This is a genomic window from Pseudomonas sp. GM48 (genome assembly GCF_000282335.1).
Lineage (GTDB): Bacteria > Pseudomonadota > Gammaproteobacteria > Pseudomonadales > Pseudomonadaceae > Aquipseudomonas.
In genome coordinates this window covers 43,950-56,246 of sequence record NZ_AKJM01000058.1, presented here as the reverse complement: position 1 = coordinate 56,246, position 12,297 = coordinate 43,950, and the positions used below count along the sequence as shown (strand labels likewise).

The 12,297-nt window shown below is 56.2% G+C and carries 11 protein-coding genes and 1 pseudogene; 3 read left to right on the top strand and 9 right to left on the bottom strand.

The genetic code is table 11. The annotated features are described in order from the left end of the window. Window positions 1–47 precede the first annotated feature (47 nt). Both PMI28_RS17670 and PMI28_RS17675 read left to right on the top strand, forming a co-directional pair. On the top strand, window positions 48–782 hold the full coding sequence (locus PMI28_RS17670; protein ID WP_007985638.1) for a pirin family protein: 735 nt from the start codon (window positions 48–50) through the stop codon (window positions 780–782). A gap of 25 nt (window positions 783–807) precedes the next feature. Continuing rightward, window positions 808–1,413: an isochorismatase family protein gene (locus PMI28_RS17675; RefSeq protein ID WP_007985637.1), complete on the top strand. Its 606-nt coding sequence runs from the start codon at window positions 808–810 to the stop codon at window positions 1,411–1,413. Window positions 1,414–1,475: 62 nt separating this feature from the next. Here PMI28_RS17675 and PMI28_RS17680 read toward each other — a convergent pair whose 3' ends face one another. From PMI28_RS17680 to PMI28_RS0128455, 9 genes are all read right to left on the bottom strand, one after another. After that, on the bottom strand, window positions 1,476–2,594 hold the full coding sequence (locus tag PMI28_RS17680) for an FAD-dependent monooxygenase (RefSeq protein WP_007985636.1): 1,119 nt from the start codon (window positions 2,592–2,594) through the stop codon (window positions 1,476–1,478). A gap of 37 nt (window positions 2,595–2,631) precedes the next feature. Further along, window positions 2,632–4,152 (bottom strand): MFS transporter, encoded by a 1,521-nt coding sequence (locus PMI28_RS17685; RefSeq protein WP_007985635.1) that lies wholly within the window; start codon window positions 4,150–4,152, stop codon window positions 2,632–2,634. 10 nt (window positions 4,153–4,162) lie between these two features. Further along, window positions 4,163–5,350 carry an HlyD family secretion protein gene (locus PMI28_RS17690; protein ID WP_007985634.1) on the bottom strand — a complete coding sequence of 396 codons (1,188 nt, stop codon included), beginning with the start codon at window positions 5,348–5,350 and terminating at the stop codon, window positions 4,163–4,165. Between the two features lie 4 nt (window positions 5,351–5,354). Beyond that, window positions 5,355–6,860 (bottom strand): efflux transporter outer membrane subunit, encoded by a 1,506-nt coding sequence (locus PMI28_RS17695; protein ID WP_007985633.1) that lies wholly within the window; start codon window positions 6,858–6,860, stop codon window positions 5,355–5,357. 168 nt (window positions 6,861–7,028) lie between these two features. After that, a complete protein-coding gene (locus PMI28_RS17700; protein WP_007985631.1) occupies window positions 7,029–7,613 on the bottom strand; it encodes an isochorismatase family protein in 585 nt (194 codons plus the stop codon). A 64-nt stretch (window positions 7,614–7,677) separates the two neighbouring features. Further along, window positions 7,678–8,514 (bottom strand): pirin family protein, encoded by an 837-nt coding sequence (locus PMI28_RS17705; protein WP_007985629.1) that lies wholly within the window; start codon window positions 8,512–8,514, stop codon window positions 7,678–7,680. Window positions 8,515–8,525: 11 nt separating this feature from the next. Then, window positions 8,526–9,596: an alkene reductase gene (locus PMI28_RS17710; RefSeq protein ID WP_007985627.1), complete on the bottom strand. Its 1,071-nt coding sequence runs from the start codon at window positions 9,594–9,596 to the stop codon at window positions 8,526–8,528. 610 nt (window positions 9,597–10,206) lie between these two features. Further along, complete coding sequence (locus tag PMI28_RS17715; protein WP_238540680.1) at window positions 10,207–10,626, bottom strand: hypothetical protein; 420 nt, start codon at window positions 10,624–10,626, stop codon at window positions 10,207–10,209. Between the two features lie 554 nt (window positions 10,627–11,180). Beyond that, window positions 11,181–11,579 (bottom strand): hypothetical protein, encoded by a 399-nt coding sequence (locus PMI28_RS0128455; protein WP_007985622.1) that lies wholly within the window; start codon window positions 11,577–11,579, stop codon window positions 11,181–11,183. A gap of 481 nt (window positions 11,580–12,060) precedes the next feature. Here PMI28_RS0128455 and PMI28_RS29550 point away from each other — a divergent pair. Next, a pseudogene (locus PMI28_RS29550) lies at window positions 12,061–12,192 on the top strand (LysR family transcriptional regulator); the annotation flags it as partial. Window positions 12,193–12,297: the final 105 nt, after the last annotated feature.

Here is a 12,297-nt window from a genome sequence, read left to right as displayed (position 1 = left end):
ACTCATTGGCTCGCTGAACGCTACCATTCGTACCAGAGACTGCCGTCATGTCTGTCGTTATCGCCCAGCTTAATCGCGCCAATCTAGGCAGCCATTTCCACGGTTACGGTCTGCGTACCGAACCAGAGTTGATCTCCCCCTTCATCGGGGTCGACCACTACTGGATGAATGCACCGACCTTTGCGCCACACCGGCACGCCGGAATTTCGGCGCTGTCCTATCTGCTTCTGGATTCCGAGACCGGGATGGCCAATCGTGACTCGATCGGAACCCAGAATGTGATTCAACCAGGCGGTTTGCACTGGACGACCGCCGGTCGTGGCGTGGCGCATGAGGAGGTCCCGGCTGAAACCGGAAAAACGGTGCACGGACTGCAGATCTTCGTCGCTCTTGCCCCCTCACGCAGGGACATCGCGCCGTTCCCGCTGATACTCGAAGCGCAGGATGTGCCGGTTATGCACGTACCAGGTGCCAAGGTGCGGGTACCGTTGGGGAGCTATCGTGAAATGAGCTCCCCGCTGAGTCCACCGACCGAAGTTACGATGCTCGACATCACGCTGGAGGCGGGGGCTGAACTGAGTGTGCCGATTGCCGCAGGCCACAGCATGTTCATCATGCCAATTGAGGGCACGGTGGAGGTGGCGGCCCAGCGCTTCGATCGTGAGGATCTGAAGCTTCCGGTGTTCCCGGCGCAAGATGTTCCACGCGAGGTCAAGTTAAGAGCCCCGCAGGGAAGTGCCAACGTAGTGCTGTTCAGCGGACCTCCGCTACCCTTTGTTTGAACCCAACGAAACGAGGATTTGTACTATGGCTGACGTACGATTCACTGCAGAGAACGCCGCGTTGTTGCTGATCGACCATCAGGTCGGCACGATGCAACTGATCAAAAACATAGACCGTGAGTTTGCCGCGAAACAGTCGATTGCGCTGGCCAAGATGGCGAAGATACTCAACATGCCGGTCGTGATTACGTCCAGCCAGGAAGATCATGCCCAGGGCCCGATTCTCCCGGAAATCGCCAAGGTGCTTCCAGAAGCGCACGCAGCACGTATCAAGCGTCCAGGTGTGGTCAACGCCTGGGAATACGCCGACTTCCGCGATGCGGTGCTTGCCACTGGGCGCAAGCATCTGATCATGGCCGGTGTGACCACCGACGTTTGTCTTATCTTTCCGGCAATCGATGCTGCGCTCGAAGGCTTTGCCGTGCAGGCCGTGCTGGATGCTTCGGGCTCGCCCAGCGATCTTTCCGAAGAGTTCGCCCGTCAACGAATGCACGATGCTGGCGTCGTGCTCACCGCCACCAATACACTCATGGCGGAGATCGGACAGGACTGGTCCACACCTAACGGACAGCAACTGATTGGCTTGTTGTTCACCGATGTATTCCCGGCCTTGGGGGCTGGCATCCAATAAAGCACGAGCCCGTCACATTGCCCGAAGCGCGTGACGCTTCGGGCAATGGGAGAGTTCACCGATCAGTTGGCTGCCGCATAACGAACATATTCGGCGCTGATCCGGTTTGAATGAGTAACCAGCCCGCGGACGAAGGGTAATCGTGCTTGCTCATAGCGGGCCAACACCGCGGCAAAGGGTTCGTCTGCGCCTCGGTCTGCGAGCATTCGGGCCAGCAACGCCGCATCTTCCACTCCGGTCAAAAAGCCGCGCCCGGTCATCGGAGAAACGACGTGAGCAGCATCCCCGATGATTGCCAGTGCGCCACGAGCCAACCGCTGCGGCTTGTATTCGGCAATCGGAGCGCCGCTCAATACATTCGCTGAGCGCACGCCGACAGTCACTGCATCCGCCCACATCTCAGGCCAGACCTGTGGGATCAGGGCGACTAGTTCAGACCTCACGTCTTCGCCGATCGTGCCGCGCCCAAGTGTGCCCACGATGTGGCCATCGGCAGTCAGGCAGCCGGTGCGACGGAGCAATGCTTCCTGATGCACATCGAACCATGCGAATGTGACTTGACGCTGACCTGGCTCCATCGAGCCGTCGCGACCAGGAAGGACTGCAGCAACCAGACGATATCCACCCACAAACTCAATCCATAGGCCGCCATCCGATGGCCAGGGGACGGGACGCGTCAGCGTTCGCTCCTCGACCAGTCCACGCCACACGAGATAACCGGCGTAGCGGGCAAGCGGTGCGTCGGGCGTGACCGCCTGGCGAACGATGCTGCGATATCCGTCCGCACCGATCACCGCGGCGGCAACCCTCTGGGTTCCGTCGGCAAAGGAGAGTTGTGCCCGATCGCCAAGGTCTGTGACCAAGGTGACAGCGTTGCCTTCTTCGAGGACGATGCCTGGCGTTGCGACAGCCCGGTCCCGTAGCCAGCTGTAAAGCGCAGGCCAGGTCGTCAATTCGCGATAGGCGGGGACCACGGGCAAAATGGGCGCAGCCCGCGGATCATGACCAGCCGTCGTCGCGAGCAGTTCCAGATCGATACTCAGGCTGTCTCCACCGTGCACGCGCCCCACAGAACGCTCAACGACACGAACGGGCACGCCCCTGGTCGCACAAGCGAGCGCCAGCGTGAGGCCGGCAAGGGATCCGCCGACAATAATGATTTCCGGGGGTGTAGTGTTCATCGCGTGTATGCACCCGCATTCGTGAAGGTATTCTGGTTCATCTGAAAGTCTTCTGCGTGACTGAAATGATCAGCGCGATCACCGCCACGCCGATCACGACCCAGAAATATTCCAGACTGGCGACCAGGGTCGATTGCTGCTGCAGCATTTGTGCGTGCATCGCCACCGAGATTTGGTTCGCTGTCGCGGCGCCCACTTCGGATGACAGTGCTTGCGCCAGTTGTTGAGTTTGCTCCACATAGAGAGGGTCGCTGGCGCTGAAATGCACGTTGAGGTTGTTGTAATGCAGGGTCGTACGCCATTGCAGGAACAGTGTGGCGGCCGTGGTGCCAATCGCCATGGCGATCTGTCCCATCATGTTTTTGATCTGATAGGCATGCGCGAAGAGCTTCTCCTCTTGCATCACGTCCCGAAAGGTTTGCATGGCCGCGGTCGACATCACCAACATCACAAAGCATCCATTGAGAATCAATGCCGGCAGAATGTTCGACCACAGACTGGCGCTGGGCGTCAGCGAGGACAGCAGCCAGCCAAAGCCACCCAGCGCAATGAATCCCAGAATGAAGAACTTCTTAGGGGCAGGGTACTTTGGAAGGAGAGTCGCCATGATGACCCAGGTGGCCAGGGTGCCGGTCAGTCCGATAGCCTGGAATGTACCGATGGTATCCCAGGAGTAGCCCAATCCTGTTTGCAGGAAGTACGGCAAGATGTAGTTGTTGGCGCCCAGTACAACGTAGGCGTAGCAAAACAGCGCCACGCCCTGGAGGTAACGAGGCTGCATCAAGTCTCTGACCTTCAGGAAGGGCTTTGCCTTGTTGTGCTCCGCGTGGAAGAAGGTGTACACGCCCAGTGCTGCCAAGAGTGCGCAACCGACGAGGATGAAGGTGTCGTTATAAAAGTCGTAGTAGGACCGCTGTAAAATGTAGAGCAGAAAGAAACTGCTGACCGACAACAAGAGAATGCTTGCCAGGCTTGAGGGGGTTCGGTCCTCTTCGGGGATAGGGCTCGTCGGCAGAAAACGCACGCAAAGTGCTGCTGCAACCAGAGCACCGGCGATCAATATCCAGAAGATTGCGTGCCAGGTATTTTCGGCAACCACCAACGACGAGATGAAAGGCGCCGCAGCCGTCCCGCCAGCGAGCCCCGTGGCAAATACTTTGATTCCCGTGAACCGGCCAGGGCCGGGGGGAAGCAGGTTGATCATGAGGCGTGCCGAAGTCATGAACGAGGCTCCACCCAAGGCCATGACGACTCGGCCTACGGTGAAGCTGGTCAAATCAACGCTCACGCCACACACAAAAGCGCCCAGTACGAAAATGCTGATTGAGCCGAGCATGAAATTGCGCCAGCCCAGGCGCTCCGTCAACCAGTGCTGTTTCGAAATCACCACCACAGCGATACAGGCATACAGGGCGGCAACCAGACTGAATTCTTCGGGGCTGGCCTCGATTTCGCCGCGAATCGGTGCATTGGCAAAAGCGATCATGCCCGCCTGCAAATATTCCAGCGCACAGAGCAGGCCCACAGTGAACAACAAGGCAGCGTGTTTTCTGTACATGATCCCCCCGTCAAAATTTCAGGTTTTTGGGGTCATGGTCACTGCCCTCATTGGCACTGATCACGCGTTCCACCACTTCATTGGCGTCCTGAAGTTCGTTCTTGAAAATCTCGGTGCTGTAAACCGGTTGTTGTGCAGCAGTCTTGTTCAGGACAGGGCCATTGCGATCGGAGGTATCGACTGAAACCCGCATGGACAAACCCAGGCGCAAAGGATTTTGTGCGATTTCCTGTGGCCGCAAGGCGATCCGTACCGGCACCCGTTGAGTCACCTTGATCCAGTTGCCAGTAGCGTTCTGAGCTGGCAGCAAGGAGAAAGCACTGCCGGTACCGGCATCCAGGCCGATAATGATCCCGTGGAATATGACGCTGCGGCTGTAGGCATCCGCGCGCAGTTCAACGGGTTGGCCAATACGCAAGTCTTCAATCTGCGATTCCTTGAAGTTGGCATTGACCCAGACTTGATCAACAGGCACCACCGACATCAGCGCTACGCCCGGAGTGATTTTTTGTCCGACCTGCACAGTGCGTTTGGTGATTACACCTGTAACCGGCGAATAGATTTGGGTGCGATGCAAGGCGATGTAAGCATCACGCAGGTTGCTTGCCGCCACCAGCACATCCGGGTGAGTAGGAAGTGTGGTGCCATCGACCATTGCGAGCCGAACGGCGAGGGCGTGTTTGGTGCCCTCAAGCCCCGCGACAGCGTTTTTGAGTACATCTGCGGTGTGACTGATCTCTTCACGAGAGACGGCACCACTAGCGGCGAGTTGACTGCGTCGACGTACATCCTCCTGGGCCTTGCGTACGTCGGTTTGACGCTGGTCGACTTCAGCCTGGAGTTGCTGGACCTGATAGTACTGGGTGCGTGCCTGACGAACTGCGCGAGCCAGGTTCGACGTGGCGCGCTCGTACTGGATTTCGGCATCCACGGCGTTCAATGTCACCAGTGGCGAGTTGGTGTCGACATGATCGGTGTTGTCGGCGCTGATTGCCGTCACCGTACCGCTGACTTGTGAAGTCACCTGAACAACATTGCCGTCGACATAGGCATCGTCGGTGGATTCGGAATCCAGTCTCATCAGGTAGGCAACGCACAAGGCGGCGACCAGAAAGGCTATGGCCACAATCAGCAGCCATATGGGGCGGTACAATGTTCGCTGTTGAGTGGCGGCTGGGGAGGGCGATTCTGTAGTCATAACATCAATTACCTGCCAAGGAGGGAGAGGCGTTTTCGGGGGCAAGGATTTTGGGCATGTAGCCGCCCCCCAACGCCCGGCTCAGATTGGCCTGAAGGGAAAGTGCTCTGGATTTCAGATCAACCAGTTGACGTGTTTCGGTCAACGTTGAGTTCTCAGTTGCCAGTACCTGCAGATAGGTTGCCAGTCCCGCTGCGTACCGTTTGTTCACCAGGTCGGCGGCTGCCTGTGCAGTGGCTACGGCTTCATTCTGCTGAGCCAGGCGTTCTTTTAACCAACGCAGTGAAGACAACTGGTCGGCGATATCGCGCAGGGCATCGATGACTGTCTGGTTGTAGTTCTCGACCGCCAGATCGTATGCAGCGTCCTGGGCGTCCAGGTTCCCGCGCAATCGACCGCCTTCGAAGATGGGGAGGCTGATCGCAGGGGCGAATCCGACTATGCGGCTGCTGCGCTCGCTGAAAGTATCAAAACCAAGACTTTGCAGACCGATGAATGACGTCAGGTTAACGTCGGGATAGAAACGAGCTTTTGCCACATCGATTTCATGGCCCGAGGCTTCGACGCGCCAACGTTGCGCAACAACGTCAGGACGATGACCGATCAACTCGGCGGGAAGATTGGTCGGCAGCACCACGGTATTGCTGGACTGAAGATGGGGTCTTGTGATTGTCCGTCCCCGGTCAGGACCCTTGCCCAGTAAGGAAGCGAGTTTGTTCTGGTTGAGTTCGATCAATTCTTTCAGTGCGGCAATATTGGCTCTACTGGCGGGCAGGGAAGCCTGGGACTGCTTGATATCGATCTGAGTATCCAGTTCAGCTGCGAATCGCTGCCGAGTCAGTTTCTCGATTTGCTCCTGCTGCAGCAACAGTGTTTGAGCCACATCCATTTGTTCATAGCTGTTCTGCAACGCAATGTAGGTTTGCACGATCGATGCAGATAGCAACAGCACCGCCGCACGCTCATCAACTTCAAGTGCATGTCGACGGCCTACGGCGGCTTCAACGGCCGCACGATTTTTGCCCCAGAAGTCCAGCTCATAACCCACATTCAGGGTGGCCTGATTGACATTCTGCCAAGTGCCCCTTACCGGCACAGGCGTGGTGCCGTTGGAGCTGAAGCGCTCGCGGGTCGAGCTCATCGCAGCATCGACATGAGGCAGTAACCCGGCGCCTTCGATAGCCTCCAGAGCGTTGGCCTGACGTACTTTCGCCGCCGCTGATCGCAGGGAAGGGCTGTTCGCCAAAGCCTCCTTGATCAAAGCATCGAGTTGCGGATCCTTGAAACTGATCCACCAGTTTTCAGTGGGCCAGGCCGCCGGGGACAGCGAGACTGCACTGTCGGCGAGTGTCTGGCTGACATCAGTTGGCTTGAGCAGATGTGACTGCGGCTTCAGGTCACTGAAGGAGCATCCGGCGAGCAGGACCAACATCATCGCCAACGACGCTCGTGGGGCGAGCCGATTAGTAGATCGAACATCCGTTGGACCCTGTGCATTGGGGCTGTTCATGAGCGATATTCTCCGACTCGGCAAGGCGGGGCGTTGCGATGTGTGCCATGACACGGAACGCAGTGGCCCATCTCCGGGATGTGTGGTGGGGGCCGCTTTGATCAAAGGTTGTGCGGCGTTGCAGGGTGGCAGAACCGGAATTGGAGGTGCTGCCAGCCAGAAACGTCGTTAACCTTGCAGCGCTTCCATGAGTACCGGCACCAACTGCACGCCTTCTGGAGTCGCCCAGCTTCCGGCGAGTTCCGCAATCAGCTGGAGGGTGGTGGTCAGCGTCACACCGCCCTTATCCATCCGCCGCAGGGCGATGTCATCGGCCATCACACTTGGTGAACCACCACCGTCGGCCACCACCTGAACGTCATACCCTTCGCGTACCAGACTCAGCGCCGTATAGACCGTGCACACGTCATTGGTGACACCGGCAATGATCAGTTTTTCACGGCCCGTGGCTTTGACGGCGGCGGCGAAGTGTTCATCGTCCATGGGGTTGACGATAAGCAGGCGTTTGATGCGGGAAGCAAATTGGGCCGGGAGGATTTGCTCTAGTTCACTCAGCAGCGGTCCCTGAGCGTACTCTTCCATGCTGGAGGTCAGGACCACCGGAAGCTTCAGGATAGCCGCCGCTTTGGCGAGCATCAGCGCATTACGTTTGAGTTCTTCGAAGGGAATGGATTTTACCCAGCCCATGGTCCCCACCTGATGGTCGATCAACAGCAAGGCGGCATTGTCAGCACTGAATTTTTCGTAGGTCATGATGATTCTCCTGGCAGTAAAGTCGGGGCACCTAACGCCTCGGATTTGGGACTGTTTCGATTTATCAACGAGGTTGCAGCTTTCCGAATGCACCACGCTGATAGCTGTCAATGGCTTCAGCCAGCGCGTGCTGAGAGGCAAGCGCCAGTGGTCCTTGCCAATACACGGGTTGATTCAACGGGACACCAGAAAACAACACGGCCTTGGCGTTACCCCTAGGAGCGCTTAACCCAACCACGCGATCGTCACGCAGGGGTAGACTCACCGGCAGCGTGAGTTCGCTGAGATTGAAGGGAAGCCCGTCGACCACCACTTCGCCGTCAATCGGCATCACGAACGCCACATGACCTTCGGGGATCGGGACGCTGACTTCAGCGCCCCCCTCAAGAGAGATGTCCAGCACGCTGACTTCGGTGGGTACCGACAAGGGCGACGACACCTGAGCGAAACTGCCCAGTGGCACGCGCACCTTGACCCCAGGCAATCGCACCACGGGCACTTCCTGCGCTTCGAGAGTGAGCGCAAACGGCGCGTCTGCTTGGCGCTCCTGCGGCAAGTTGATAAAAATTTGCAGCATGTGCACCGTCTTACCCGGTTCGGCCGGTACCTCCTCATGCACCACACCTTTACCCGCCGCCGTCCAATGCAGCCCACCGGGTTTAATCAGGTTGCGATTACCCAGCGCGTCCCGGTTTTCAATTCCGGTCTCGGAATCTAGAAACAGATAGGACACAGCTGAGAAACCGGCATGCGGGTGTGGTGGAAACGTTGGCCCGCTGATCCAGGCATGATCGACAGCAAGGAAGGGGTCGATAGGCTTGGCGAACTGATTTCCACGCAGACTGAAAGCCCGGAACTGACTGCCGTGATTCATGCGTTGCAGACGTGCAATGGGTGACATGACTGTGCTCCTCAGACGCGTTGCGCTGCGGGCAAAGTCGGGTAGTCGATGTACCCTTGCGCACCCGGTGCGTAGAACGAATTCTTGTCCGGAACATTGAGCTCAGCGCCTGTGCGAAAACGCTCAGGCAGATCCGGGTTGGCGAGGAATGCGCTGCCAAATACGGCAGCATCGGCGCGGCCGTCAGCGATCAGGGATTCGGCGGAGTGTTGATCGAGTCCGCCACCGATCAGGTAGCTGCCGTCAAACAGTGGACGTAACAAGGCGTGGTAGTCGACATTGGCGCCGAACAGGGCGACGTGCAGATAGGCGAGATTCAGCCCATGCAGGTGTTCGACCAGATAGGTGTATGTTTCTTGCGGGTTGGCATCGACGATGTCGTTGAAATTCATTTCAGGCGAGATCTTTAGACCCACCCGGTCACCACCGATTTCCGTCGCGATAGCGGACAGCACGTCCAATACAAAGCGCACACGGTTTTCAACCGATCCACCGTATTCATCCGTACGCTGATTGCTGCCAGTCGAGAGGAACTGTTCAGGCAGGTAGCCTGACGCGGCATGCAACTCGACACCGTCGAAGCCAGCTTCCATGGCCAGGCGCGCTGCTTGACGATAGCCTTCAATGACCGCGGCAATCTCAACCACGCTGAGTGCATGGGGGGTAACGAAATCCTGAAGGCCCGTCGCGGTCCAGGTCTGGCCAGCGGGTTTGATCGCGGAAGGTGCCTGGGGCAGGGCGCCATTCGGCAGCAACGAAGGGTGCGAAATGCGACCGCTGTGCATCAACTGCATGAAAATCCGTCCGCCACGAGCATGCACGGCCTCAGTGACGTGCTTCCACGCAGCGACCTGCTCGGTGGTTTCGATACCAGGGGTACGGACATAACCCTTGCCCATTGCAATGGGGAACACGCCTTCACTGATGATCAGGCCGGCACTGGCACGCTGTGCGTAGTAAGTCGCGACCAGTTCGCTTGGCACGCCGTCATCGTCGGCGCGTGAGCGCGTCATCGGGGCCATGATCATGCGGTTGGAGAGGGTGTAGCGACTGACTTGGACTTGAGAAAAGAGAGAATTCATTGGGGGGCTCCTCAGTAGTGATGGAGCCATCATTGATCAATCCTGATCCGGGATAAACTGGGTAGAATTGAATTGACTGATCCACCATTGGAGCAATTTCTCTAGTGGATTCCGCGATAGCGGTCAGAAAATTGAGCTGAACCTTCATGCGCGACCTTCAGCATGGTAATCAGCGGCGTTTGTTCCTGTGATGAGGGCAGGGGAGAGAGCTTTAGGGAGGGGCGATATTCTCGAGATAACGCCCGACGTACTCGTCTCTCACACGAGCGGCAGATCCCTGGGCCATATAGTAAGTACGCTAGGAGCGATTGCTCATCGTCTCGACCGTCAATTTGCGCTCATGTTTAGAATCGTTGCAATTGAATGGCCACCAATCAGGATTCACTACGGACTCTCTTGAGATATTGCTGGACAGTAAGACGCTCGTTGCTGAGCTGGAGAAAATTGAGCTTGTGGAAACCACCGAAGGTGTCGAACTGCGGCTGAGGGGGCGTGATATAAATGGTCCAAAGCGGTGCGGATGGCACTAGCTTGTGTGTCTCACGGGTCGCTATGCAATATCCGTGTCTGACAGTTATCGGTTATTACACATGTGTCGAACCCTTCTTGTCTATCCGTGGGTAATACCTGAGACCTCATCTCTGGCCGCAAGCATCACCTTATCGGCATCCGAACAAAGCATTTCCTGCGGTCGATGGCTTCCGAGGAATCCGTTGCTAGAGGCAAACCAAAATGCGATTCCCCATTCATCTTTTGTCGTTCTCAATACATCGAGTATCACCTTCAGATCAGGTACCGGCTCGTGCCCAGCAACGTCCTGGAAGGCATATTTTGGAAACAATGAGCAGCCCGCGTGCTGTATTGAAAAAATCTGTCCTTCAGCTTCCCATTCATCCAGAGTCGTAGGGGGCAGGCCAAGTCGCTGAGCAGTTTGGTCCAGAGAGAGAAAGTCACCACTATCGAGGATGGCTTTCTTCGCGAGCTCGAGCATTTGCTGCTCCCGAAAGGCGGTATCCCGATGCGCAGCCATAGTAGGATCCATTGAGCAAAAAAACACGATCCGCCATTGGACATAGGGCAGTCAACACCAGATGCATGCGTATACGGAAAAGGTGATTCCAGGAACGGCTCTGATTGGGAGTGTGCAATATTTTTCTCAAGAACAGTCCTTTTGCTGAGCATCAGAGCAATAGTTTCATTGTTTTCAGAAGTAAACAGCGGATTGCGCGGCATCTGAGAAGGAACATCCTGATACGGAGGCACTTTCGAAATAATTTCCTGATACGGCGGCAGCAAGATAGAAGTCCGTATGGGGGGGCGAAGTAATTGATAGATAGCGCTCAGAAGCAGGTTAACAACCGTTTCCTTCCAGTTTTATCTAAAAATTTCCTTCGGCGTACTATCCGTTTTTTCAAAAAATTAGTTTTCTAGTTTTCAACTTTTTAGTCCGGCGTTCTTCCACAGACATGAAGGCAGGGCGTTCCGTTTAAACATATTGTTTAACATAATATACATTATGCGAAGCATCCTATAGCTTGTTGCGGGCAGTGACAGGACAGATTTGAAGCCAGGCCCAGGCCTCGATCACTCTCCTGCAGCTCGTGCCTGCACCTCAGCGATGTAATCCAGGACGTATGGATCCTGCGAACCTTGCTCCTTGTAATAGCCAACCACGTTGGCCAGCGTCCACCGCAGTAATCTCATCAGTACCGGATCGGAAAATTTCCAGCTGCTCGACTCATACGGATATCGGCTGTTGGTGAACACGTCGCGGTATCTCTCGAAGGAATCTTCCTGACTGTCCAGGGCCAAGCTGCGACGAATCGCTTCGGGCATCGCATGGAACAACGTCAACAAATCATGCCTATCAGGGTTTTTATGGCTGGTTTTGTCAGCGCTTTGCAGATGCTGGTGAGCTGCGGCCAACGCTACGGCGTCGAGTTTGTAGGTTTCGCCGGATGTACCTTGATGCTGGTCAGGCACAGAAATAAAGCTCTTGAGCAGGATTCCATACCAATCGCCGCGTTGACTTGGGCAGCGTGCGGCAGGTTCTGCGTGTCCAAAACTTCAGCAGCTCAGGTAATTGTGAGCGTTTTGAAGCATCCAGCTTGGAAAATGACCCATTGCATACTCCTTTGAATGGCCGTCGCAGATGGCTGGAGCCCTTGATTTACGGGGCTTGTTACCGATTACACGTTCCGATTATGCGTGCCCTTGAAAGATACCGTACAAATTTGGAAGGTAGCGCACAAGGATGAGCTAACCTCTTCTATTGATAACTATAGATTATAACTATGCTAAATGACTGTTTAGTTTAGTTATATGTAGCCCGCTGATAAGTAACCTCGGAGTCCTTCACGATCCTGGCTATGACGTTATATAAGCGTGCATCTGCGATGCAAGCAGCAAGACTACTATCCCAACCCGCCCTCCTCCTACTTTATTACTTCATCTTCCTATATCGCCCAACGTTTGCGTGCGCACCAGCTCTGTGGAAGCAGTGCGCAGCATGGTGGCCAACGGCAGCGGAGTTGCGATCCTTTCGGACCTTGTGCACCGCCCCTGGTCCCTGGAGGGCAAGCGCATCGAAACCGTACGCTGAGCGACTCGGTAACGCCCAGGGGCTACTTTGGGCTGACTTCAGCAATCCTAAATGTCAGCAATGGGTTGGTGATTTCGGCCAATCGTGACAGGCAGAAAT

What these genes read in the sequence shown, in the direction of transcription:
- PMI28_RS17700 (WP_007985631.1), bottom strand. Translation starts at nt 7,613, where the DNA reads ATGACCTACGAAAAATTCAGTGCTGACAATGCCGCCTTGCTGTTGATC.
- PMI28_RS17685 (WP_007985635.1), bottom strand. Translation starts at nt 4,152, where the DNA reads ATGTACAGAAAACACGCTGCCTTGTTGTTCACTGTGGGCCTGCTCTGT.
- PMI28_RS17690 (WP_007985634.1), bottom strand. Translation starts at nt 5,350, where the DNA reads ATGACTACAGAATCGCCCTCCCCAGCCGCCACTCAACAGCGAACATTG.
- PMI28_RS17715 (WP_238540680.1), bottom strand. Translation starts at nt 10,626, where the DNA reads ATGGCTGCGCATCGGGATACCGCCTTTCGGGAGCAGCAAATGCTCGAG.
- PMI28_RS17705 (WP_007985629.1), bottom strand. Translation starts at nt 8,514, where the DNA reads ATGTCACCCATTGCACGTCTGCAACGCATGAATCACGGCAGTCAGTTC.
- PMI28_RS17710 (WP_007985627.1), bottom strand. Translation starts at nt 9,596, where the DNA reads ATGAATTCTCTCTTTTCTCAAGTCCAAGTCAGTCGCTACACCCTCTCC.
- PMI28_RS17670 (WP_007985638.1), top strand. Translation starts at nt 48, where the DNA reads ATGTCTGTCGTTATCGCCCAGCTTAATCGCGCCAATCTAGGCAGCCAT.
- PMI28_RS17695 (WP_007985633.1), bottom strand. Translation starts at nt 6,860, where the DNA reads ATGAACAGCCCCAATGCACAGGGTCCAACGGATGTTCGATCTACTAAT.
- PMI28_RS17675 (WP_007985637.1), top strand. Translation starts at nt 808, where the DNA reads ATGGCTGACGTACGATTCACTGCAGAGAACGCCGCGTTGTTGCTGATC.
- PMI28_RS17680 (WP_007985636.1), bottom strand. Translation starts at nt 2,594, where the DNA reads ATGAACACTACACCCCCGGAAATCATTATTGTCGGCGGATCCCTTGCC.